23 protein-coding genes and 1 tRNA gene are annotated in these 25,341 nt (G+C 34.0%); 2 read left to right on the forward strand and 22 right to left on the reverse strand.

All coding sequences use genetic code 11. The annotated features are described in order from the left end of the window. Positions 1–45 precede the first annotated feature (45 nt). Positions 46–435 (forward strand): heavy-metal-associated domain-containing protein, encoded by a 390-nt coding sequence (locus OLM57_RS01210; RefSeq protein ID WP_264565420.1) that lies wholly within the window; start codon positions 46–48, stop codon positions 433–435. Between the two features lie 199 nt (positions 436–634). Continuing rightward, positions 635–1,312, forward strand: coding sequence for a DedA family protein (locus OLM57_RS01215; protein ID WP_264565421.1), 678 nt, complete (start codon positions 635–637; stop codon positions 1,310–1,312). Positions 1,313–1,459: 147 nt separating this feature from the next. Here OLM57_RS01215 and groL read toward each other — a convergent pair whose 3' ends face one another. The 22 genes from groL to OLM57_RS01325 form a co-directional block, all read right to left on the reverse strand. Then, complete coding sequence (gene groL / locus OLM57_RS01220; RefSeq protein WP_264565422.1) at positions 1,460–3,091, reverse strand: chaperonin GroEL; 1,632 nt, start codon at positions 3,089–3,091, stop codon at positions 1,460–1,462. 64 nt (positions 3,092–3,155) lie between these two features. Then, complete coding sequence (gene groES, locus OLM57_RS01225; protein ID WP_264565423.1) at positions 3,156–3,431, reverse strand: co-chaperone GroES; 276 nt, start codon at positions 3,429–3,431, stop codon at positions 3,156–3,158. 133 nt (positions 3,432–3,564) lie between these two features. Next, positions 3,565–3,909 carry a preprotein translocase subunit SecG gene (gene secG / locus OLM57_RS01230; RefSeq protein ID WP_264565424.1) on the reverse strand — a complete coding sequence of 115 codons (345 nt, stop codon included), beginning with the start codon at positions 3,907–3,909 and terminating at the stop codon, positions 3,565–3,567. An 11-nt stretch (positions 3,910–3,920) separates the two neighbouring features. Further along, positions 3,921–4,877 carry a tetratricopeptide repeat protein gene (locus OLM57_RS01235; protein WP_264565425.1) on the reverse strand — a complete coding sequence of 319 codons (957 nt, stop codon included), beginning with the start codon at positions 4,875–4,877 and terminating at the stop codon, positions 3,921–3,923. 47 nt (positions 4,878–4,924) lie between these two features. After that, the gene (locus tag OLM57_RS01240) at positions 4,925–5,428 is read right to left on the reverse strand and encodes an LptE family protein (RefSeq protein WP_264565426.1); all 504 of its coding nucleotides are present in this window, start codon (positions 5,426–5,428) and stop codon (positions 4,925–4,927) included. A 95-nt stretch (positions 5,429–5,523) separates the two neighbouring features. Next, positions 5,524–6,780 carry a sigma-54 interaction domain-containing protein gene (locus OLM57_RS01245; protein WP_264565427.1) on the reverse strand — a complete coding sequence of 419 codons (1,257 nt, stop codon included), beginning with the start codon at positions 6,778–6,780 and terminating at the stop codon, positions 5,524–5,526. 331 nt (positions 6,781–7,111) lie between these two features. Beyond that, positions 7,112–7,483, reverse strand: a complete 372-nt coding sequence (locus tag OLM57_RS01250) for a GxxExxY protein (protein ID WP_264565428.1) — start codon at positions 7,481–7,483, stop codon at positions 7,112–7,114. A gap of 35 nt (positions 7,484–7,518) precedes the next feature. Continuing rightward, positions 7,519–8,964 carry a tRNA (N6-isopentenyl adenosine(37)-C2)-methylthiotransferase MiaB gene (gene miaB, locus OLM57_RS01255; protein ID WP_264565429.1) on the reverse strand — a complete coding sequence of 482 codons (1,446 nt, stop codon included), beginning with the start codon at positions 8,962–8,964 and terminating at the stop codon, positions 7,519–7,521. A 111-nt stretch (positions 8,965–9,075) separates the two neighbouring features. Next, positions 9,076–9,888 carry a zinc-dependent peptidase gene (locus OLM57_RS01260; RefSeq protein WP_264565430.1) on the reverse strand — a complete coding sequence of 271 codons (813 nt, stop codon included), beginning with the start codon at positions 9,886–9,888 and terminating at the stop codon, positions 9,076–9,078. A 74-nt stretch (positions 9,889–9,962) separates the two neighbouring features. Then, positions 9,963–10,036 (reverse strand) — tRNA-Arg (locus tag OLM57_RS01265). A gap of 54 nt (positions 10,037–10,090) precedes the next feature. Further along, entirely contained in the window at positions 10,091–10,540 is a 450-nt protein-coding gene (locus OLM57_RS01270) for a GatB/YqeY domain-containing protein (protein WP_264565431.1), read from the reverse strand. 338 nt (positions 10,541–10,878) lie between these two features. Then, entirely contained in the window at positions 10,879–12,819 is a 1,941-nt protein-coding gene (ftsZ, locus tag OLM57_RS01275) for a cell division protein FtsZ (protein ID WP_264566935.1), read from the reverse strand. A gap of 95 nt (positions 12,820–12,914) precedes the next feature. Continuing rightward, the gene (gene ftsA, locus OLM57_RS01280; RefSeq protein ID WP_264565432.1) at positions 12,915–14,306 is read right to left on the reverse strand and encodes a cell division protein FtsA; all 1,392 of its coding nucleotides are present in this window, start codon (positions 14,304–14,306) and stop codon (positions 12,915–12,917) included. Positions 14,307–14,312: 6 nt separating this feature from the next. Beyond that, positions 14,313–15,035 carry a cell division protein FtsQ/DivIB gene (locus OLM57_RS01285; RefSeq protein WP_264565433.1) on the reverse strand — a complete coding sequence of 241 codons (723 nt, stop codon included), beginning with the start codon at positions 15,033–15,035 and terminating at the stop codon, positions 14,313–14,315. After that, entirely contained in the window at positions 15,022–16,371 is a 1,350-nt protein-coding gene (murC, locus tag OLM57_RS01290) for a UDP-N-acetylmuramate--L-alanine ligase (RefSeq protein ID WP_264565434.1), read from the reverse strand. Before murC ends, OLM57_RS01285 begins: the two co-directional genes overlap by 14 nt. A 36-nt stretch (positions 16,372–16,407) precedes the next feature. Further along, complete coding sequence (murG, locus tag OLM57_RS01295; RefSeq protein WP_264565435.1) at positions 16,408–17,496, reverse strand: undecaprenyldiphospho-muramoylpentapeptide beta-N-acetylglucosaminyltransferase; 1,089 nt, start codon at positions 17,494–17,496, stop codon at positions 16,408–16,410. A gap of 76 nt (positions 17,497–17,572) precedes the next feature. Continuing rightward, positions 17,573–18,892: an FtsW/RodA/SpoVE family cell cycle protein gene (locus OLM57_RS01300; RefSeq protein ID WP_264565436.1), complete on the reverse strand. Its 1,320-nt coding sequence runs from the start codon at positions 18,890–18,892 to the stop codon at positions 17,573–17,575. 55 nt (positions 18,893–18,947) lie between these two features. Then, positions 18,948–20,279 (reverse strand): UDP-N-acetylmuramoyl-L-alanine--D-glutamate ligase, encoded by a 1,332-nt coding sequence (gene murD, locus OLM57_RS01305; RefSeq protein WP_264565437.1) that lies wholly within the window; start codon positions 20,277–20,279, stop codon positions 18,948–18,950. Position 20,280: 1 nt separating this feature from the next. Further along, the gene (mraY, locus tag OLM57_RS01310; RefSeq protein ID WP_264565438.1) at positions 20,281–21,510 is read right to left on the reverse strand and encodes a phospho-N-acetylmuramoyl-pentapeptide-transferase; all 1,230 of its coding nucleotides are present in this window, start codon (positions 21,508–21,510) and stop codon (positions 20,281–20,283) included. A gap of 6 nt (positions 21,511–21,516) precedes the next feature. Further along, a complete protein-coding gene (locus OLM57_RS01315; RefSeq protein ID WP_264565439.1) occupies positions 21,517–22,980 on the reverse strand; it encodes a UDP-N-acetylmuramoyl-L-alanyl-D-glutamate--2,6-diaminopimelate ligase in 1,464 nt (487 codons plus the stop codon). After that, complete coding sequence (locus OLM57_RS01320; protein WP_264565440.1) at positions 22,977–24,980, reverse strand: penicillin-binding protein; 2,004 nt, start codon at positions 24,978–24,980, stop codon at positions 22,977–22,979. Before OLM57_RS01320 ends, OLM57_RS01315 begins: the two co-directional genes overlap by 4 nt. Then, positions 24,971–25,318 carry an FtsL-like putative cell division protein gene (locus OLM57_RS01325; protein WP_264565441.1) on the reverse strand — a complete coding sequence of 116 codons (348 nt, stop codon included), beginning with the start codon at positions 25,316–25,318 and terminating at the stop codon, positions 24,971–24,973. Before OLM57_RS01325 ends, OLM57_RS01320 begins: the two co-directional genes overlap by 10 nt. Positions 25,319–25,341: the final 23 nt, after the last annotated feature.

The raw sequence follows: 25,341 nt of genomic DNA on the forward strand, positions 1-25,341 counted from the left end.
GCAATAGCAATTGCATAACAATATCAATTTAAAAAAAATAAAATAATGAAAACAAATATTCAAGAATTCAGAAAAAGCTTTAACAACAAAGTGGTTAAAAATATAGTTGCCGTTTTACTAATGACTATAATTGGCGTTTCCGTTCAAGGCCAAGAAAAGAAAAATAAAAACGCCAAATATACTACCGAAGTAAATGGAAACTGCGAACAATGCCAGAAGCGAATACAAAAAGCGGCTTATTCGGTTCCTGGAGTAAAATCGGCTTCCTGGAATATAGAAACACATCAATTGAGTTTGATTATAAATGAAGAAAAATGCTCCTTATTGGATGTAAAAAAAGCTATTGCCAAAGTAGGACATGACACCGACTCAGTAAAATCTACCAAAGAAGATTATGACAACCTTCATACTTGTTGCCAATATGAAAGGTTGTAAAATATTGATAAAAGTTTACGTATTGAGTAAATAAATTTAAAACTTTCACAAATTCAATAAAAAAGCATCAAAATAGAAGATCAATTTTGATATTTTTTGTGGTTTTTAAATCGTTAATAAAACTTTAAAATAGAGTATTCTATTGTGGTTAACCTAAATTATCCTTACTTTCACAACCTTAAAATAAAAAACAAAATTTATGAATAACTTCGAATGGACCCAATTAGTAAATCCTGAATTTTATATAACTTTTACAATTGGTGGCATTCAACTGGGTTTGTATATTGTGTTATTCATTGTTTTTGCTGAAACCGGGCTTTTTGCTGGGTTTTTTCTTCCTGGTGACAGTTTGCTTTTTCTTGCTGGAATTTACAGTCGTGATCTAATTCAAAATATTTTATTAATTCCAAGTGATTTTATAAACCTAGTTTTATTATCAACCCTTGTAGCTTTTTCGGGTGTGCTCGGAAATATGGTTGGTTATTGGTTTGGAGCCAAAAGTGGTTATTATTTGTACAATAGAGAAGATACACTTTTATTCAAGAAAAAATATTTACTGCAATCCAAAGAGTTTTTTGAAAAGCACGGTGGCAAAGCTATTATTTATGCAAGATTTTTGCCTATAGTAAGAACATTTGCTCCTATAGTTGCAGGCATTGGCTCAATGGACAAAAAGAAATTTATGTTTTATAATATACTAAGTTCCTTTTTATGGTCTTTTGTATTGATTTTTTCGGGACATTATTTGTATGGAATGTTTCTAGGAATGGGTATTGATTTAAAAGAACATATCGAAAAGATCGTAATAGGAATTATTTTAATCTCAACATTACCCGTTTTTCTAAAATTAATTAAGAAAAAAGTAGTTGCTAAATAGCTAAATAAATTATTTAAAAATAAAATGAACCGTCTTACCTTATAAAGTAAGACGGTTTTTTAAAGTCCGTTTTGGAAATAAAAGCATAAAAAAATCCGTCAAGAACAAAATTCAAGACGGATTTTATATTTAAACATTAATCTGATATTACATCATTCCCGGCATACCGCCACCCATGTGACCTCCGCCTCCTGCATTTTCTTCTTTGATATCAATCAAAGCACACTCTGTAGTCAAGATCATTCCTGCAACAGAAGCAGCATTTTCTAAAGCAATACGGGTTACTTTTTTCGGATCGATAATTCCTGCTTTAAGCATGTCTACATATTCATCGGTTTTGGCATTGTATCCAAAATCGCCTGAACCTTCAGAAACTTTTGCAACAACTACAGAACCTTCAAGACCTGCATTCTCAACAATAGTTCTCAAAGGAGATTCTACAGCACGAGATATAATTTGGATTCCTGTTTTCTCATCTGCATTGTCAGCAACAATTGCGCTAAGTGCGTTTTTAGCTCTCAATAAAGCTACACCTCCACCAGCAACAATTCCTTCTTCAACAGCCGCACGAGTTGCATGAAGCGCATCGTCAACACGGTCTTTTTTCTCTTTCATTTCTACCTCAGAAGCAGCACCAACATAAAGAACCGCAACACCACCAGCTAATTTAGCCAAACGTTCTTGCAATTTTTCTTTGTCATAATCAGAAGTTGTAGCTTCCATTTGACCTTTGATTTGGTTGACACGATTTTTGATCATATCAGCTTCACCAGCACCACTAACGATAGTTGTATTGTCTTTGTCAATAGTTACTCTTTTTGCAGTTCCCAGCATTTCTAGAGTAGTATTTTCTAGCGTATATCCTCTTTCTTCAGAGATTACGGTTCCACCAGTTAAAATAGCGATATCTTCCAGCATTGCTTTTCTTCTGTCTCCAAAACCTGGTGCTTTTACAGCAGCTATTTTTAATGCTCCTCGCAATTTATTTACTACCAAAGTAGACAAAGCTTCACCGTCAACATCTTCGGCAATAATCAATAATGGTTTTCCGGTTTGTGCAATTGGCTCTAATACTGGCAATAATTCTTTTAAAGAAGAAACTTTTTTGTCGTACAAAAGGATGTATGGACTTTCCAATTCTGCTTCCATTTTTTCTGGATTAGTCACAAAATATGGAGAAAGATATCCTCTGTCAAATTGCATTCCTTCAACAACATCAACATACGTATCCGTTCCTTTAGCTTCTTCAACAGTGATTACCCCTTCTTTTCCCACTTTTGCGAAAGCATTAGCGATTAACTCTCCAATCACTTCATCATTATTAGCAGAAATAGAAGCAATTTGTTTGATTTTTTCAGAATCGCTTCCTACTACTTTGGCTTGTTTGGCAAGGTCAGCAACGATAGCTTCAACAGCTTTATCAATACCGCGTTTCAAATCCATTGGATTTGCACCTGCCGCAACGTTTTTCAACCCTTCTTTTACGATAGCTTGAGCCAAAACCGTAGCAGTTGTAGTTCCGTCTCCGGCTAAATCATTAGTTTTTGAAGCTACTTCTTTTACCATTTGAGCTCCCATGTTTTCCAAAGGATCTTTCAATTCTATTTCTTTGGCTACAGTAACACCATCTTTGGTCACATTTGGTCCACCAAAAGATTTTCCAATAATTACGTTACGTCCTTTTGGACCCAATGTTACTTTTACGGCATTTGCTAATGCATCAACTCCACGTTTTAATCCGTCACGTGCTTCAATATCAAATTTTATATCTTTTGCCATTACTTTTTTTAGTTTAAAATTGTTTAAAGTTTAAATGTTTAATGTTGTTTTGCGTTACAAATTTTTAGATGATTGCTAAAATATCATCTTCACGCATAATCAGATAATCTTTCCCTTCTAATTTTAATTCTGTTCCAGCATATTTTCCGTAAAGTACAGAATCACCAATTTTAACAGTCATGGCATGGTCTTTTGTACCGTTACCAACAGCAACTACAGTTCCTTTTTGTGGTTTTTCTTTAGCTGTATCTGGAATAAAAATCCCTGACGCTGTTTTAGTTTCAGCCGCTACTGGTTCAATAAGAACTCTATCCGAAAGTGGTTTAATGTTTAAAGTCATGATTTTATATTTATGTTATTTTTTTATACAATTAGCGTTTCAGAAATTGTGCCATTGTTTTTAAACTGACATTTTTTCCTATAAAAAATGCCAGCTTTGACAGGCTGGCATCTGGTATTTTTATGAAAATAAATTATTTTGCTGGAGTTGCTGGTGCAGGTGTATTTTGTACAGGTGCATTTTGAACTGGTACATTTGTTTTTGGCGCAGCAGATTCTGTATTATCGATAATTTTTGAATCAGCATCACTTAATGTTCCAGTAAAACTCAATCCTGAAAGCAAAATTAAAGCGATTAATATAGTAGCCAATGTCCAAGTACTTTTGTCTAAGAAATCAGTAGTTTTTTGTACACCACCTAACATTTGAGAACCACTTATTGTAGATGACAAACCACCTCCTTTAGGATTTTGAACCATTATAACTACGATCAATAGAAAACATACTATTGTAATTAAAACTAAAAAAATTGAAAACATACTATTTATTATTAATTGTTATTTTGTTGTACTATTTTAATATCCTTGATACGGTCTGCAAAGAAACTACTTTTTTCTGGATATTTCAAAATTAATATTTCATAAGCTTGTATCGCTTTTTGATATTTTTTTTGTTCCAAATATACTTTGGCCAAAGTCTCTGTCATTAAATACGAATTATCCTCTTTATTGAGATCCAGATTAGGAGTGAAAACAACTCCAGGCTTTATAGGCGGAATTTTAGGACTTGTTTCAATAAATTTATCGATTAACTCTGCCTTTTTCTTTTTGTCCTCGTCAATGATAGGTTCTTTTGCCATACTGTTGTTTTCGTTTAGATTTTCTCTTACTATCGGTTGAATTCTGGAAATTTGTAGCCATTGCTGAAAAGAATGTGTTTCGTCTTTGGAGAAATCGATGGGCGCACCAATTTCTAATTTTTTTTCGGCTATTTCAGTATTTTCTTCAACTGAAGACAAAGGTTGTTCATTATTTGAAGACAGAATCGATTGCTCTAACGATTTTTCTATCGACTTTATTTCAATTGGAATCGAAACTTTCTCCGGTACAATTACTGCCGAAGACTCTTTTATTGAAGTTAAAATTGACTGTTCCAATGCGCTTGCAGTAACTACAATGGGTTCGTCTTTAACGACCACTTGACTGTCTACAACTGTAATATTAAGAAGTTCTTGTGTTTTTTTATCGTATGCCTTTTTTTGAATTGCAATAAAAGATTCAGATGTTATAAAATCAAATAAAACACTTCTGTCAGTAGTGTGAGCTGCAGCAACTTTTAAGGCAAAATTATATTTATAGCTATTTTGATTATAAAGTCCCTTAAGACGCAATGCTCTTGCGCTTTGAAAAAAAGGAAATTCATCCAAGACTTTTTCCAAAGCCACTGTTTGCATTTCATTGATTTCCTCAGGCTGGTTTAATAAATAATTATAGCTGCTAACGTTCATTTTTTTGTTGTATTCGGTTTTGAGTTTTTAGTTGTTCAGTGCTTGGACTACCATTTTGCCAATGAATCATTAAATATATCCTGCGTAATTCTTTCAAAAATTTCTTTGAATGCTGCTTCTTTTGTTGCACCGTCTAATTGTTGCGCGGCTGGATAATCATAATAAAATTCGAATACTTTTTCAAAATCATCCGCTTCTTTATTTTTATTCGTAAATCTGCAATTGATTCTAATTTTCAAACGGTTTTGTGAAGCTTGTTGATCTGCCGTTGCCGTCATTGGGCTTATGCGGTAATCTACTATCTCTCCCTCGTAGGTCAGGTCTCCTCCGTTTTTAACTAAATTTAAATTAGTTTGATTTTGAATTAAATCCTGCAATTCCAATGTAAAAGTTCTGTCAATACCTGGCTCAACCAAATCAGCATTATTCTGAAAAAAATTGACCTGATAGGTTTTTGCATCTATCTTACCTGTTCCTGTAAAGTTGTACACAGAACAACCCGACATTGAGAACAGTAACGTTGTTATTAAAAAAAGATATGTGTTTTTCATAAGATGCTTGTAAATTCCAATCATAAATTTTTCAAATATATGAATTTTCAAATTTGGAATTTGGAATTTCATTTTTGGAATTTTGTGTTTTATTTTTATAAATCAAATTGTTTTATTTTTCGATACAAAGTACGTTCTGAAATTCCCAATTCGTCAGCCGCAGCTTTGCGCTTTCCTTTGTTTTTTTCCAATGATTTTTTAATCATTTCTATTTCTCTTTGCTCCAAACGCAATATCTCTTCCTCTTCTATAGTTTCGGCAAGAAGATAATTGTTGTCTTGTTCTTCGTAATCCTGCTCCATATTTTGAGTTGTGATCAGCGATGTTCCCGGATCTTCCTCAAAATCAATTTCGCTATCATTTTCTTTAGAACCGTATATTTTTTTGATGAGCGTTTTGTTGGTTTCCTGCACTTTGGAACTGCCATTTTGCATTAATTCTAATGTCAATTTTTTTAAATCATGCAAATCGCTTTTCATATCAAACAGCACTTTGTACAAAATTTCTCTTTCTGTATTAAAATCACTGTCGTTTTTGGTATCCTTAATAACTGATGGCAAGTTACTTCCTTCTGTTGGCAAGTAGGTTTGCAAAGTTGCAGCAGTAATATCTCTGTTGGTTTCTAAAACCGAAATTTGTTCGGCTACATTTCGCAATTGTCTGATGTTTCCGCTCCAACGAAATTTTTGCAATAATAAAATAGCACTTTCGTCCAATTTTAAAGGAGGCATTTTATATTTGTTGGCGAAATCGGCTACAAACTTTCTAAACAACAAATGAATATCTTCCTTTCGATCGCGAAGTGGTGGCAAAGTAATATCAACCGTACTCAAACGATAATACAAATCTTCTCTGAATTTTCCTTTCTCAATTGCTTTAAACAAATTGACATTGGTTGCGGCTACAATTCGAACGTTTGTTTTTTGTACCTGAGAAGAACCTACTTTTATAAATTCGCCATTTTCCAGAACACGTAACAAACGAACCTGAGTCGTTAGCGGTAATTCTCCAACTTCGTCCAGAAAAATGGTTCCGCCGTCAGCCACTTCAAAATAGCCTTCACGGGTACTGGTTGCCCCTGTAAAAGCTCCCTTTTCATGACCAAAAAGCTCGCTGTCTATTGTTCCTTCAGGAATGGCTCCGCAGTTTACAGCAATATATTTTCCGTGTTTCCTGTGCGAAAGAGCATGTATAATTCTAGGTATATTTTCTTTTCCCACACCACTTTCTCCTGCAACCAAAACCGAAATATCGGTTGGCGCAACCTGAATGGCTTTTTCTATGGCACGATTGAGCTTTGGATCATTTCCAATAATCTCAAAACGCTGTTTTATTGATTGTACTGTATCCATTTACTTTTTTATTTTTTTTTAGTTTAAGGTCCCAAGTTGCACAGCAACCTTTAAATCTAAACTTTCCAACTTAATATATCTATTGAAATAAAAATATTCTGTTATTATGGCTTTGTCAGCGTCTCTTTTTGGACAGCTATTTTTTCTACTTTGTGTTTTGGAAAATAAGTTCTAATTAGATAGAAGTTGTTCCAAAAGCAATAATAAAAGTAATTAAAGCGATAAGTATATTTTTTTTCGACATAACAATGATTTTATTTTTTTGAAATACTTTTTATTATTGATTAATATTCTTTCGCCACAAATTACACTAATTTCCACAAATTACTCTCTAGATTATCAATCGTTTATGAGTCAAAGATTTGTTTTGAAAATTAGCGATAATTCCAATTTGGGAATCTGCAAGCTTAATATAATTTAGAGCTTGAGCAATATGTTCATTACTAATTTCTTTAACAGATTTGATTTCTAAAATTATTTCATCATAAACAATAAAATCGGCATAAAATTTATGAGGAAGAATATTTCCTTTATATTCAATAGAAAATTCTTTTTCTCGTTCAAAAGGAATGTTGTTATTCTTGAACTCTATTTCTAATGCATCTTTATAAACTATTTCTAATAAGCCAGGTCCTAAAACCCGATGAACTTCCATACAAATACCTACAATTGTATAATTTTCTTCTTGTTTGTAATACTCCATAATTTGTGGAAATTAGTGTAATTTGTGGCTAAAATTTAATTCATGTCTGAGTAACCAATCGCTTCTCCTTTGAGAGTTCCCGAGGTACAAGAATTAATTCTCACATTTACAAAATCTCCAATTTTATAATTCTCCTTTGGAAAAACTACCGTAATGCTCTGTGAATTTCTTCCCGAAAACTCTTCAGTCGATTTCTTGGAAACTTTCTCTACCAAAACTTCTACTATTTTTCCAATGAATTCCTCAGAGCGCAACCAAGCATGTTTTTGTTGTAAATCGACAATCTCTTGCAATCTTCTTGCTTTGGTAGTTTCTGGAACATCATCTTCCATTTTTCTTCCAGCCAAAGTTCCTGGACGTTCAGAATAGCTGTACATATAACCAAAATTATATTTTACATATTCCATCAAACTCAAAGTGTCTTTATGATCCTCTTCTGTTTCTGTCGGAAATCCAGAAATCATATCTTGTGAGATGGCTCCGTCAGGAATAATACAACGAATTTTATCAATCAAAGTCATATATTCTTCACGAGTATGCAAACGATTCATTTCCTTCAAAATGCGATTGCTGCCCGATTGTACTGGTAAGTGAATGTGTTTGCAAATGTTTGGGTATTTGGCAATCACATGCAAAATACTTTCGTGCATATCCTGCGGATTCGAAGTTGAAAAACGAATACGCATCTTTGGAAAACCAACCGCTACCATTTCCAGTAATTGATCAAAATCTACTGCTGTTGCTTTTTGCATTTCACTTGCATCGGCAAAATCCTTTTTCAAACCACCACCGTACCACAAATAACTATCTACGTTCTGACCTAGAAGAGTAATTTCCTTAAAACCTTTGCTCCACAAATCCTGAATTTCGTTCATGATACTTTGTGGTTCACGACTGCGCTCACGCCCGCGGGTAAAAGGCACCACGCAAAACGTGCACATATTGTCGCAACCACGAGTGATAGAAACGAGTGCTGTAATTCCGTTACTCATTAATCGCACGGGAGATATATCTCCATAAGTTTCGTCTTTCGACAAAATCACGTTGATGGCATCACGGCCTTCTTCGACTTCACTCAACAAATTGGGCAAATCTTTGTATGCATCGGGACCCACAACAAGGTCTACAATTTTTTCTTCTTCCAGGAACTGACTTTTCAAACGCTCAGCCATACAGCCCAGAACGCCTACTTTCATTTTTGGATTAATGCGTTTTACAGCGTTGTATTTCTCCAGACGTTTACGTATCGTTTGTTCAGCTTTGTTGCGAATGGAACAGGTGTTTACCAAAACCAAATCGGCTTCTTCCAAAACCGAAGTGGTATTGTAACCGCCATCAGACAAAATAGAAGCCACAATTTCGCTGTCCGAAAAATTCATAGCACATCCGTAACTTTCTATAAAAAGTTTTTTGGTATTTTCTGGTTTATGCTCCAGAACAAGGCTATTTCCTTGTTTGCTCTCTTCAATTATCTTTTCCATTGGGTATTTTCAAAGCGCAAAGATAATGCAAATAGAGCAAATATGACAAGATGTCAGCCTAAGAATTAACAACTTTTTATAGGTTGCAAAAGCTGTTGAAAATGAGTTAAATTAATACCGTTGGTTTAACATCAAACTCACTTTATAATAAAGATTAGGAAATTGTTTTTTGAATTCCTGTGGGGTTTCAAAAAAATTTTCCAGTATTACCGCAAGAAATTCAAACTGATTCGTAAAAGCGTAAATTCTAAAATAGTTGGATTGTATTAACTGTTCTCGCACCTTAGGCACACTTACTTCGTCATTTATTTCATTATACATTCTGGAAAACAAAGTCGCACTGGTATCATTACTTTGCAATCCCTGATGATGCAATACATGTGCAAATTCATGTATTCCAAGATTTAGATTATCGTTGGTCACATCATACCCCTTCAGGAAATCTTCCCAAGAAAAAACTACTGCTTTTGCCATCGGATTAAATTCTCCTTTATGATATTGCTTTGAAATATTCGAATAATAAACTGACGGGTAAATAATAATTTTATCAAAAACGTTGCAAAGATACTTTCGCATACCGAAAGACAACATAGTAATCGTTGCAGCAACATGCACTTTTACCTCTTCGGTAATTATAAAATTATTTCGGCTTACAAACTCATACTCATCGATAAAACGAGCAATGCGATGTTGAAAATAAATCTTTTTTTTATCTGACAAATTGGTATAAAATGCAAATTCGTTATTTAGAAAATCTATTGCATCTGAACTTAATGGTTTTGGAAAGGGGCAAAAATGGACAAAAAATGGTCTTTCAAAAAGTAAAACAAAACAATATTCCAGAAACTTAAAAATTATACGAATGAAGAGACCAACAACCAGGAGAAAAACAATACAAGTAAAGACAATAGCAATGTTCTCCATAAATATTTTAAGTCAGTTTTGGTTATTAAAATAAAAAGCAAAACTGTAAATAATTACAATTTTGCTTGTATTTGTGACCACGGCAGGGTTCGAACCTGCAACCCTCAGAGTCGAAATCTGATATTCTATCCAGTTGAACTACGCAGTCGGTTTAAATTTCTGATTTTACAACTTAGATTTTAAAATCAGAAATCTATATAATTTAAGTCAATAATTTCTTAACGATGGTAGAAATCGTTTTTCCTTCGGCAGTTCCGCCAAGTTGAGCTGATGCCAATCCCATTACTTTACCCATAGATGCAATTCCTGACGCTCCTGTTTCAGCTATGATCTTTGCAATAATTGCTTCCACTTCAGCTTCGCTTAATTGTGCCGGCAAGAATTTTTCGATTACGGCTATTTGAGCCAATTCTGGTTCGGCCAAATCCAAACGATTTTGTTCGGTAAAAATTCTAGCACTTTCCTTGCGGGTTTTAACCAATTTTTGAAGCAATTTTACTTCATCATCAGCAGAAATTTCTTCTTTAGACCCTGAAGCTGTCTGCGCTAATAAAATCTCAGATTTGATAGCTCTTAATGCTTCTAATGCTACTGTATCTTTGGCTCTCATGGCGGTTTTGATGTCGTCCATGATTTGTATTGATAAACTCATAATATATTTTATATTTTTAAATTCTTGATTTACGGTTCTAACTGCAGACCGAATACTGCAGACTGAATGCTTTAAAAACTGCCCCAGATGGAAATGAAAAGCCTTTTTGGGAGGAACTCTATTTTTTCTTGAACTGGAAAAGCGACTAAAAGAAGCTTTTTCTTGTTCTTAGAAAAAAAGAGTTGCAACAAAAAGCTTGAAATGTACAGCTGGATTAGGCTCGACAAATTTAGAAAATTTTACTCGCATTAACAACTACGTTATAAAGCATTCATTACAAAAAAATAACCCGAAAATAAAATTGAATTTTCGGGTTATCTCAAACTGTTTTGAGTTAGTTAATCTACATTGTCATGTAAATACGAATTGTTAGAACGCAATTGCAAATCATTGTTACTGTCTGTCCCAACAGATATTCTTGAATTTGAATTATTGGCTTGTGAACTGTTTAGATCGATACCAAACCTTTTGTAAGCAGGCTCTCTTTCTAATTCATCGACTTTTGAAATACTGTCATGAAATTTATAATTGAAATCTTTTAGTTTTCTTCTTCTTTCTTCGGCTCTAAAACGCAAGGTTTCTTCTATTGTCATATCAATCGGAGAATTGTTTGCCAGAACTGGAGTTTCAATAACCGGTTCTGTAACTTGCTTCATTGTGATGTTCATTTCTGCAGAAACCACTTCCTCTGTAGCTTTGGCAGCAGGCTTACACTCCAATAAATCACCTTCGGCTTCCATATATTCTTCCAGAGAATATTTGATTATTCCATTCTCAGACAATTCTGTCACAGGGACAAACTGAACGGGTTGCACTACTTTAATTTCTTTGGTTTCGTTTGTCAATTCAAACAAAAAATTCGGTTCTTCTACTGCATGAGCTGGTGTCGCTTTTTGCAAAGGCAAGTCGAAAGAGAATGTGGTTTGCTCTTGTTTTTCTTCAAAACGAATTGGCTCTGACTGCACTTCTCTAACTTGCTGAATTACTGGATTTGTAACCACAAAATCAATCTCTTTCATTGGAGAAACAATTTCGAATGTTACGTCTAGATTTTTAATAAATTCAGACATTCCTATTAATTCATCTTCGTTTATAGAAGAAATCACTGGTTCTGGAATGGCTATATCTTCGATTAAATCGAAAACGATTCTTTCGGTATTATTGGTTATTGGCGCTTCAATATTTAGATTAAAACCAGCAACGGTATTTTTAGACAAATCAAACACATTTTTTTGGTCTTCTCCTAATGTGTGGATGATTTTTTTAGGCTCAACATTTACAATTTCATTTTGTTGTTCTACATCAAAACCAGTAGCGATGATGGTAATTCCAACAGCATCACCCAGAGTTTCGTCTTCACCAACTCCCATGATGATGTTAGCATTTGAACCGGCTTCAGACTGAATGTGCTCATTGATTTCAGCAATTTCATCAATTGTGATTTCATTAGAACCCGAAACTATAAGCAACAATACGTTTTTGGCACCCGTAATTTTATTATCATTTAAAAGCGGAGAGTCCAATGCAGCAATAATCCCTTCTTTGGCTCTGTTTTCGCCAGAAGATACAGAAGATCCCATAATAGCAGTTCCGCTATTATACAATACCGTTTTGGCATCTCGTAAATCGATATTTTGAGTATAGTGATGTGTTATTACTTCGGCAATTCCTCTTGAGGCTGTTGCCAAAACTTCATCTGCTTTTGAAAATCCAGCTTTAAATCCTAGATTTCCATACACTTCTCTTAATTTATTATTGTTAATTACGATTAATGAATCTACTTGCTTGCGCAATTTTTCGATTCCGATAAGCGCTTGCTCTTGACGTACTTTCCCTTCAAACAAGAATGGCAAAGTTACGATTCCAACCGTTAGAATATCTCTTTCTTTGGCCAATTGAGCAATAACTGGCGCAGCACCTGTACCTGTTCCTCCTCCCATTCCGGCAGTAATAAAAACCATTTTGGTATTGCGATCGAGCATTTTTTCAATCTCGGCAATGCTTTCAATAGCAGATTGGTGACCTACATCTGGATTTGCTCCAGCCCCAAGTCCTTCTGTTAAATTTACGCCTAATTGAATTTTGTTGGGCACAGCACTATTATCAAGTGCTTGTGAATCGGTATTACAGACGATGAAATCAACGCCTTTAATCCCTTGTTTAAACATGTGATTTATGGCGTTACTACCGCCTCCACCTACTCCAATTACTTTGATTACATTTGATTGATTTTTTGGTAAATCAAATGAAATACTTCCAAATTCTGAATTGCTTGGCATCATATGGGGTTTTAATTTTTTATTAACTTTATCATTAACTACTCTTGGCTTGGGGCAAAAAGGAGATCCGACAATTTATTATATTCTTATTTTAATTATTCTGCGTTATCCAAAAAATCTTTAATCTTATCCACATATTTATCAAAAAAGGATCTTCTTATTTTATTTTCTGTAGACTCTTCTTTAACCGTTTCTTCTTGAAACACTTTTTCAGGTTCTACATAAACATTTTCTTTTATTTCAACTTTTGTTTCAACTACTGGTTCTCTAAAATAAGTAACTTTTTCAGGAACAACTGTAGCTTGCATTTTTATTGCACTTTGAGTATTATTTTGAATACTGTTCATAACCAATCCTACAGCTGTAGCATACAATGGACTTGATATTTCCTCATCTGAATTACCAGCCAAATGCTCATTTGGATAACCAATTCGAGTATCCATTCCAGTAATGTATTCTACTAATTGTTTGATGTGCTTCAATTGGGCACCACCACCTGTAAGTACAATTCCAGCGATTAATTTTTTTCGAGGATCTTCATGACCATAGGCCCTTACCTCTGTAAAAACTTGTTCAATAATTTCAACAACTCTCGCATTAATTATTTTTGAAAGATTTTTTAACGAAATCTCTTTAGGTTCTCTTCCTCTTAATCCCGGTATAGAAACAATCTCATTGTCTTTATTTTCTCCTGGCCAAGCAGAACCAAATTTCACTTTCAGCAATTCAGCTTGTTTTTCAATTATAGAACATCCTTCTTTTATATCATCTGTAATAACATTTCCTCCAAAAGGAATTACTGCAGTATGACGAATAATTCCATCCTTAAAAATGGCCAAATCGGTTGTTCCTCCTCCAATATCTATAAGAGCAACACCAGCTTCTTTTTCTTCCTGACTTAAAACAGCATCTGAAGAAGCCAATGGTTCTAATGTTAATCCCGATAATTCAATACCTGAACTTTGAATACATCTACCCACATTTCTGATAGATGAAGCTTGTCCGACAACAACATGAAAACTGCTTTCGAGTCTTCCACCATACATTCCGATCGGTTCTTTGATATCCGATTGTCCGTCAATTTTGAATTCTTGCGGCAATACATGAATAATCTCTTCTCCTGGCAACATGGCCAATTTATGAACCTGATTGATTAATAAATCGATATCGCTTCCACCGATTACTTCTTCCGGATTACTTCTACTGATATAATCACTATGTTGGATACTTCTGATATGCTGACCAGCAATTCCAACAACAACGTCCTTTATTTTATAACCCGAATTATTTTCGGCCTCCAGTATCGCTTGTTGAATAGACTGAATGGTTTGTGTAATATTATTTACGACACCTCTGGCAACACCAAGGCTTTTGGATTTACCAACACCCAAGATTTCCAGTTTACCGTATTCATTCTTTTTGCCTATCATGGCAACAATTTTTGTTGTCCCAATATCTAGACCTACTGCAATATTTTCTTTTTCCATTATCTATTATTTAGTACAAACTACTTGTTCCGTAAATCTGAGATCTATTTTTTTATATTTATACAATGAACTATCCAAACTTACCTTTTGAAAAAAAGCTTTATAATTTTTGAATTTATGTTCAATATTTATCAAACTACCAAAATCGATTTGGTAATTATAATTTCTATTCAGCATTAATAAGCTACCATTGGGCATAATTTGTATGCCAATGATGTTTTTTCTTAAAAAAGCATCATCATAAATTATCTTAAATAATTTAAATAAATCTTTGTTGTTTTTCTTGTTTATCTCCCCAGAAACAAGTGGAACTCGAGCTGCAAAATTGGTCGACAATGGCATTGTATTTCCCTCACTGTCAATATAGAAGGAGCCCCCGTCATTAAAAACCCTAGCAATAGGTGTTTTTTGTTTCACAACTGCTTTTAGAACACCATCGATACTCACAAACACATCCGCTTTCTCGATCATTTCTTGAGCATCTAATACTTGCTCCAATTTATTCAAATCTAGCTTATCTTTTGCTATACTTGAAGCATTCGATTTATTTTCTATTAACAATTTATTAACCACTTCTTGCTTTACAAATAATGTGTTTTCACCTACAAAAACCACAGTAGCTTTGGTCAATTTTCTCTTAGAATTTCGTTTTGATGTAAACGAAAAAAGAAAAATCACCAAAACAAACATGAGTAATAATCTTATATTATTCCAATTAAAGACTTTCATATAATGCTTTTTTAATTGACGGTACCATTTCACCCAAATCACCAGCTCCTATCGTTACAATAACACGGGCATCATTTGCTAAAATTGCAGGAATTAAATCCTCCTTGCTAACTATCTTTTTATGCTCATTGGTCATTTTATCCATAAGCCAAGTTGAGTTAATTCCTTCCATTGGCAATTCTCGGGCTGGATAAATTTCCATCAGAAAAACTTCGTCAAATGCCGACAGACTTTTTGCAAAATTATCTGCAAAATCTCTCGTTCTACTAAATAAATGTGGTTGGAAAATGGCTAAAACCTTTTGACCTGGATACAACTCTCTAACTGCTTGATGTACGGCATTTATTTCGGTAGGATGATGCGCATAATCATCAATATATACTAGATTCTCTTCTTTTATTTGATACGAAAAACGTCTTCTAATTCCTTTGAATGAAACCAAAGCTCTGGCAATAACATCGGTTGGGGTGCCGTATGTTACTGCCATTGCTAATGCCATTAAAGCATTCATTAAATTATGCTTACCTGGCAATCCGAAACGTAAATCTTTCAACATTCCGTTTGGGGCTTTAACATCGAAAACATAACTACTGTTTTCTATTCTTACATTGAAAGCTTCAAAAATAGCCTCTTCATTTACCGCGCAAATCACCCCTTCCAAAGGTAATTCGTTAGTTATAAAAAGTTTGTTTTTGTCTTCCACTTTATTTGCAAATTCTACAAATGAAGCTTCTATGGCTTCGCTTGTTCCATAAATATCCAAATGATCGGCATCCATTGATGTAATACAGGCAATATCAGGATGTAAATGCAAGAAGGATCGATCAAATTCATCAGCCTCAACAACCGTAATTGTTTTTCCGTTTCCAATCAAATTAGAGTCGTAATTCTCTACAATTCCACCAATAAAAGCAGTAACATCAGCTCCACTCTCATACAAGATATGACCTAAAATACTAGAGGTTGTGGTTTTGCCATGTGTACCTGCCACAGCAAAACAAAATGTATCTTTTGTAATAATTCCTAAAACTTCGGCTCTCTTTTTTACCTGATAATCCCGCTCCAAGAAATAATTCCATTCTGAATGGACTACCGGAACAGCCGGCGTTATAATTACCAAAGTGTTTTCAGCATAAAAATCCTTTGGAATAAGAGCTATACTATCCTCAAAATGAATATCAATACCACTTTCGATCAATTCATTTGTAAGTATAGAAGGTGTTTTATCATAGCCTGAGACTTGCTTGCCGATACCTTTAAAATAACGGGCCAAAGCACTCATTCCGATACCTCCGATACCAATGAAATAGACGTTTTTTATTTGATTTAAATTCATTTTACTATTTTTTAAGCTTTAAACATTTAAAAGCTATTATTTAATCAACTTTACAATTTCATCAACAATATGCACTGTTGCTTTTGGCATTGCTAATTGCTTAATTTGCTCACTCAATTGCAATTGCTTCCCTTCATCTTTAATTAATGCTTCAAAAACAAGACTAAATTGTGAGTCTAATTCTGATTCTTTGAGCATGATTGCTCCTTTTTTATCCACAATGGATTTGGCATTTTTGGTTTGATGATCTTCGGCTACATTTGGCGAAGGAATAAATATCACTGGTTTTCCAACAATACATAATTCCGACACAGAGGATGCCCCAGCGCGTGATATTATAATATCTGCAGCTGCATACACTAAATCCATTCTTTCAATAAAAGCAACGACTTGAACATTGTATTTATTGTATTTTTTATATTCCTCTAAATAAAATTTACCACACTGCCAGATTACCTGAACATTTAACGAGAGGAATTTATCCAATTCTTTTTCGATCAATTGATTTACTCTTCGGGCACCAAGACTGCCTCCCAAAACCAAAAGAGTTTTTTTATTTGAATCCAATTTAAAATAATCAACTGCTTCTTTTCTTTTCCCTACAATGTCAATTAGATCTTGACGCACCGGATTTCCTGTCAATATCATTTTATCTTTTGAAAAAAATCGCTCCAAATTATCGTAAGCAACACAAATGATATTGGCTTTCTTACTTAATAATTTATTGGTTATTCCTGGATACGAATTCTGTTCCTGAATAACTGTTGGAATATTCATAGAATTGGCCATTTTCAAAAGAGGGCCACTTGCAAAACCACCAGTTCCAATGACTACATCGGGTTTGAATGATTTTATAATTTTTCTGGATCCCCACAAACTACTTATTAATTTGAAAGGAAACATAGCATTTTGAATCGTCAATTTTCTTTGTAAACCAGCAATCCAGAGTCCTTTTATAGCATAACCAGCTTGAGGGACTTTTTGCATTTCCATTTTATCTTGAGCTCCTACAAATAGAATTTCTGCATCGGGGAAACGCAATTTTAATTCATTTGCAATAGCAATTGCAGGATAAATATGTCCTCCAGTGCCTCCTCCGCTTAATATAAATTTATGTGCCGCCATTTTTATAAAAATCAATGTTTTTTCAAAGTACTATTCAACTCCAATAATTTTTGTTAAGGTAAACAATGACCAAAACTTATTTATTTAAAACTGCATCCATTGGATTTCTAGCCTTGTCTGTAATAGAATAATTATTAGAACCAACGGTCTCCAAACTTTCTTCTATATCAACAATTGTATCAGCTTCCAATTCTCTATCAATTAGTTTTTGAAGCGCTTCATCCCTTTTTTGCTTATCTATTTTTTCCTGAGCAATTTCCTCCTCTTTTTTAGTCACACTCAAAATTATTCCAAGACCAAAACAGGTCATCCAAATAGAACTTCCTCCACTACTAATTAAGGGCAACGTTTGTCCAGTCACTGGCAATAATTCGACAGCAACAGCCATATTGATCATCGCTTGAAAAATCATGGGAAACCCTATACCTATAACTACTAATTTTCCAAAAAGGGTATTAGCTTTGTGTGATGCCACTACAAATCGGAATAGTAATAGTAAATATAAAACAAGAACCCCCAAACCTCCTACCAGACCATATTCCTCAACAATTATTGCATAAATAAAATCGGAAGAAGATTGAGGCAAGAAATTCTTCTGAACACTTTTCCCTGGTCCTAAACCATACAGTTGACCTGAAGCAATAGCAATTTTGGCTTTCTCAATTTGATAATCATCTTCATCTGCTTTGTTACTCGTGAAGTTTTCAATTCGACTTCCCCAAGTACCTACCCTACTAAAGAATCTGGAATCTGGGAATGCTTTTGCAATTAGAATAAAAAATGTTAGAAATAAAATTCCAGAACCTATAATCAAAAAGATATATTTGAGAGGATACCTACCAATAAAAGTCAACATAATTACCATCGAAAAAATCAATGCTGTAGTAGAGAAATTCGCAGGCAAAATAAACATCAATGTTATAAATACTGGCGTCCAAAGTTCCCATAAAGAGGATTTAAAGGTAATAGGTGTTTCTCTCGTTTTGGACAAATAACGTGCAACAAAAATGAATAACATTATGGCTGCAAGCGTTGATGTTTGAAATGACAATCCAATGAATGGTACCTGAATCCACCTACTGGCATTGGCACCAGCAATGACCGTTCCTTTTATTAAAGTATAGGCTAACAACAACCAAACTACAGGTAACCCAGCCTTTGAAATGGCTCTGAAATAATGATACGGGATTTTATGAACCCAATAAATAATTACAAAACCAATACATATATGAGCAAAATGTTTTACCAGATAGCCCAATGTATTTCCGGTTCCGTGACCTAAATAAGCTAAATTACTACTCGCACTAAAAACAGGCATAAACGAAAACATAGCCAAAAGGGCCACGAATGACCAAATGCCTTTATCTCCTTTTAATTTGTAAATTAGTTCTTTCATCGTTAATTTTAGATTTTAATTTGCTGATCTTAGATTTTTGTAAAAAAATATAAAATTATAGATTCTTTACAGCTTGTTTAAACTGTCTTCCTCTGTCTTCGTAATTTTCGAATAAATCAAAACTGGCACAAGCTGGTGACAATAAAACAGTATCACCTTTTTCAGACAAACGCTGTGCCATCCTAACCGCTTCTTCCATATTGGTTACTTCGATCATGATGTCAACTACATTTCCGAATGCATCAATAATTTTTTTATTATCAACCCCTAAACAAATAATAGCTTTCACTTTTTCACGAACTAAAGACATTAATTCATGATAATCATTTCCTTTATCAACTCCGCCCACAATCCAAACTGTTGGTGTGTTCATGCTATCTAATGCATAAAAAACAGAATTCACATTGGTCGCTTTAGAATCATTGATATATTGAACGTTTTGAATTTTCAATACTTTTTCCAAACGATGTTCAACCCCTTGGAAATTAGACAAGCTTTCACGGATAGTTGCATTTCTAATTTGCAAAATCTTGGCTACAGATGTTGCTGCCATTGCATTTTTTGTGTTATGTTTTCCTTCTAATGCAATATATTCTGTATCCATTGTAAACTCTTCTTGATTGATCTTTATCTCCATTTTGTTGTTTTTTATATATGCTCCTTCATTAAATTCATCGGTTAATGAAAAAGGAATTAATTTGGCATTAGTATTATTATTTTTCAACCATTCTAAAATGGCTTCGTCATTTGCATCATAAACCAGATAATCTTCTTTGGTTTGATTCATTGTGATTCTGAATTTAGAATCAATATAATTTTGATAATTGTAATCGTATCGATCTAAATGATCCGGGCTGATATTTGTTATTATGGCAATATGCGGTTTATAATTTACTATTCCGTCCAGCTGAAAACTGCTCAACTCTATCACATAAATATCAAATTCATTTTCGGCCACCTGCCAAGCAAAACTTTTTCCGATATTCCCGCCCAATCCTACATTCAATCCTGCAGATTTTAGCAAATGATAAGTAAGCATTGTGGTAGTCGTTTTGCCATTACTCCCAGTAATTCCAATAGTTGTTGCTTCGGTAAAAGGCGCTGCGAACTCAATTTCAGAGATTACTTCGACTCCATTTTTCTTTAGCTGCTTAACAATTGGTGACTTATCAGGAATACCAGGACTTTTCATGACGACATCAGCATTCAATATTAGTTCTTCGGTATGTTTTTCTTCTTCCCAAGCAATTCCATTAATTATAAGAACTTCTTTGTAACTATCATTTATTTTTCCGAAATCGGAAACAAAAACATCATATCCTTTTTTCTTTCCCAAAATAGCGGTACCAACACCACTTTCGCCTCCTCCTAAAATCACTAGTCGCATACTATCTTAATTTTAGAGTTACTATTGACAATATGGCCAACATGATAGCTACAATCCAAAAACGCGTTACAATCTTACTTTCGTGATATCCTTTTTTCTGATAGTGATGATGCAAAGGCGACATAAGGAAAATTCTCCTACCTTCCCCAAAACGCTTTTTAGTGTATTTAAAATAACTAACTTGTAAAACGACAGAGAAATTTTCAACCAAAAATATTCCACACAATAAAGGAATGAGCATTTCTTTTCTTACGGCAATAGCAAGAACAGCAATGATTCCTCCAATTGTTAGACTTCCGGTGTCTCCCATAAAAACAGATGCCGGATACGAATTGTACCATAAAAACCCAATCAAAGCTCCGAGAAATGCAGATATAAAAACAGTCATTTCACCAGAATTTGGTATATACATTATATTTAAATAATTAGAAAATATAATATTCCCCGAAACAAAGGTGAAAATTGCAAGTGCAAAAACAGAAACCGCCGATGTACCTGCCGCCAAACCATCAATACCATCTGTTAAGTTGGCGCCATTTGAAACTGCTGTGATAATAAAAATTACAATAGGAATAAAAATCAACCAAGCCCATTTTTCATATCCATCACCAGTCCATGCCAAAATTTCAGCATAATCAAATTCATTGTTCTTAAAAAACGGAATTGTAGTTGCTGTCGATTTCTCTTCTTGTGAAGCCTGCTTTACAACCGTTTCTGTAGCGTTTTTAAAAATATCGCTACTTCCTGTATCTGTTCGTACCGTTACAGCCGGACTAAAATACAATACCGAACCAACAATCAATCCCAAACCAACTTGTCCAAAAACTTTGAAGATTCCTTTAAGTCCTTGTTTGTCTTTTTTGAAAATTTTAATATAATCGTCAATAAATCCAATAGTTCCCATCCATAAGGTAGTAACTATCAATAAAATGATATATATATTATGCAATTTTGCAAATAAAAGAACTGGAATTAAGGTAGCAAATATGATGATGATTCCTCCCATCGTTGGCGTTCCGGCTTTTTCATTTTGCCCGGCCAAACCCAATTCTCGAACGGTCTCTCCTACTTGCTGTCTACTTAAAAATCCAATAATACGTTTACCATAAATAGTAGACAATAATAATGACAGCATCAAAGCTAATGCAGATCTAAAAGTTATATATTGAAAAACCCCAGTTCCAGGAACATCCATTACTTTGTCTAAATATTGAAATAAGTAGTATAGCATATTGTTTTATTTTAACAGTTGACCTAAAATTTCTTTCACATTTTTCATATCATCAAAATCATGACGAACACCTTTAATTTCCTGATAGGTTTCATGTCCCTTACCAGCAATCAATATAATATCATTTGGCTGAGCCAATTGACAAGCCGTTTTTATCGCTTGCAATCTATCTGTAATCGCTAAAACTTTTTTATAATTTTGAGCAGCAACTCCTTTTTCCATTTCCTGAATAATAACTTCTGGTTCCTCATTTCTTGGATTATCCGAAGTTAAGATTACTTTATCGCTTAATTCTGAAGCAATTCCCGCCATAATAGGTCGTTTTGCAGTATCTCTATTTCCACCACAACCTACGACCGTAATCAATTGCTCATTCTTTGTTCGAACATCATTAATGGTATTCAAAACGTTTTCAAGAGCATCTGGTGTATGGGCATAATCTACAATTGCAGTAATATTCGAATTGGAAACTATAAATTGAAAACGCCCTGAAACGCTCTCCAATTCTGACATTAATCGTAATACTTCTAAGCTATCCAAACCAAGTTCAATAGCTATTCCATAAATAGCCAGAAGGTTATAAGCATTAAAAGTTCCTATCAGTTTTACCCAAACTTCATTTCCGTTAATTTTCAACAACAAACCAGACAACTGATTTTCCAATATTTGAGCTTTATAATCGGCATAGGATTTTAAAGCATACGTCAGTTTTTTAGCTTTTGTATTTTGAAGCATTACTTGTCCGTTCTTGTCATCAATATTTGACAATGCAAAAGCATTTGTTGCCAATTGATCAAAAAATGCTTTTTTAACATCTCTATACTCGGCAAAAGTGGGATGATAATCCAAATGATCGTGAGACAAATTGGTAAAAACACCTCCTACAAAATGTAATCCTTCCGTTCTTTTTTGATGAATCCCATGAGAACTTACTTCCATAAAACAATACTCAACACCTGCATTAACCATCTCTTTCAGAAAATGATTAATCGTAATCGAATCGGGCGTAGTATGTGTGGCTTTATATTCTACATCATCCACTAAAATTTTGACCGTAGACAACAAACCAACTTTGAATCCCGCTTTTTTGAACAATTGATACAATAATGAAGCAATGGTTGTTTTGCCATTCGTTCCAGTAATTCCAACCAGTTTCAAACCATTAGATGGATTTTCGAAATAATTCGCTGCTATGAAAGCCAGAGCGGCATTGGTATCATTTACACAAACATATGTAACACCCTTTCTTAAACTCAAAGGTAAAGTGTCGCAAATAACTGCTGTAGCTCCGAGTTCGATTGCTTTTTCTATAAAATCATGTCCATCTGAAATTGTACCGCGAATCGCAACAAAAACGTCATTTTCTTCAATTTTTCTAGAATCAAATTCAATTTTGTTAATAGCAATTTCAGTCGAACCAGTAACTGATTCAATAGCGACTTTATATAATATATCTTTTAATATACTCATGATAATTCCAATAGTATAATTGAATTTTTTACAATATTTTGCCCTGCTTGAATCGATTGTTTTTTAACTTTCCCAACACCAACGGCTTTTACTTTCATTCCCAAATTCTCTAATAATGCCACTGCATCCATTCCAGACATTCCTCTTACATTTGGAATGTATCGGTATTCTTTTTGATTTTTTACAAAATAAGAGTTGTAGTCATTATCTTGTTTTGGGATACTTCCGTCTAGCTTTTTGATAACATTTGTAGAAGGTGTATCTGTATAAATTTTTTGTGCAATTCTTTTAAAAACCGGACCAGCAACATCTGCACCATAATAATCATTATTGGCTGTATTGGGCTTATGAACTACGACAATACAGGAATACTTAGGATTATCTGCAGGAAAATAACCCACAAACGACGAGACATAATGTTTGTCTTTACCGCCATTTGTCGCATAATTTGCTTGAGCTGTACCTGTTTTTCCAGCCATTGGAAAATCTTTAGAATACAATTTTGAACCCGTTCCTTTCTTAACTACATTAGCCAAAACAGCTTTGAGTTTCAAAATCGTTTCTGGAGAACAAATCCTTGGATTAATGACTTCGGTATTAAATTTTTTAATGGTTTTATTCCAAGCTTTAATCTCAGAAACCAATTGTGGTTTTACCATTACTCCATTATTTGCAACGGCATTATAATATGTTAATGTTTGCAATGGTGTAACTGAAACACCATAACCAAATGCCATCCAAGGCAGAGAAAGATTGGACCAGTTTTTATCCTTTGGCTGCGGTATAAATGGCGCTCCTTCTCCTTTAAAAATTAATCCCAACTTTTTATTCAAACCATATGAATTAATATGATTTACAAATTTGGAAGGGTTGTTTTTGTAATTATTATAGACAGCCTGAACCATTACTGTATTTGAAGAAACTTCAAAGCCTCGAGCCAACGATATTTTGCCATAACCTCCTTCATGCGAATCTCTTACTTTTCGTCCCGAATAGGTAATTTCGCCACCATGACTATCATAAACTGTACTCGTATCTGCAACTTTATCTTCCAAAATCGTCATCAAATCGACTAACTTAAATGTAGAACCTGGCTCATGAGATTCGGCATAAGCATAATTGGTAGTTTCATAATAACTTCCATCATTTGCTCTCCCTAAATTTGAAATCGCTTTGATATGACCTGTCTTAGTTTCCATAACCACAACGCAACCGTGATCAGCTTGGTATTCTTCTAATTGTTTTAATAAAGCATGGTGCGCAATGTCCTGAATATAAACATCTATTGTTGAAATAACATCATATCCATCTTGAGGCTCCACTTCGTTTACATCTCGAATCGGTTTCCATTGCCCTTTTGCAATTTTTTGCTTTAATATTTTACCGTCTTTCCCGTTAAGGTATTTGCTATAAGCCCATTCGATTCCTTTTCCATCAGAATAACCTTCTGGCATTTTTCTTTCGTAACCAATCGTACGTTCTGCAATTTTTCCTATTGGATGCTCTCTAATTGTTTTTTGTTCAACAATTATCCCACCTTTGTAGGCTCCCAAATTAAACAAAGGAAACCCTTTTATTTTCATATATTCCGTATAACTCAAGTCTTGAGCAACTAGTAAGTACCTGCTTTTATGAACTCTAGCTCTTCTTAGTTCATTTTGAATACTGCTACTTGATCTTCTAAGCACAAATGACAATGAATCCGATAGTGATTTTATATTTTTTTCAAATGCCTCTGTTTTAGGAGCAACGGCATCAAAACGAATAACATAATTAGGAATCGAAGTAGCTAAAAGACTTCCGTCAGCAGAATAAATATTTCCTTTATTGGCAGGAATCACAAAATTCTTAACCGTTCGTTCTTTGGCCAAGTGTCTGTAATGATCTCCATCAACCCATTGAATATTAGTTAATTTTACAGCAATAGCGATTGCCATCAAAAAGATGAAAACAGCAACCAGATAGGTTCTATAGGATATATATTTATCTTCTAATGCCATATTTTTTCTAAGAAATTTTTCTCTTCTTCTTTTTTTACTTCAATTTTAATTGGAGGAACCGTTGATGGAAAAATTTGTTTGGCTTCCATTTTTTCTGAAACAGTGGATTCCATTTTTAGCTTCATCAATTCCGATCTTCTATCCACAAATTCAGAACGCAATTCCTTTACTTTGTTTGTCAATTCAATAATCTTGAATACTTTTTGTTCGTATCGTTGTGTGTTTGCAATCATTATTATAGCCAATAAAATCACAAATACGATAAAACGCCAATTTTTGACTGCATTATCGTCTATTAGAAACTGTGCTTTTAATATGTTATAAATTCCGCCTTTCATGCTGTCAATTGCTTTTTGTAAAC

The sequence above is a fragment of the Flavobacterium sp. N3904 genome (assembly GCF_025947305.1).
Taxonomy (GTDB): domain Bacteria; phylum Bacteroidota; class Bacteroidia; order Flavobacteriales; family Flavobacteriaceae; genus Flavobacterium.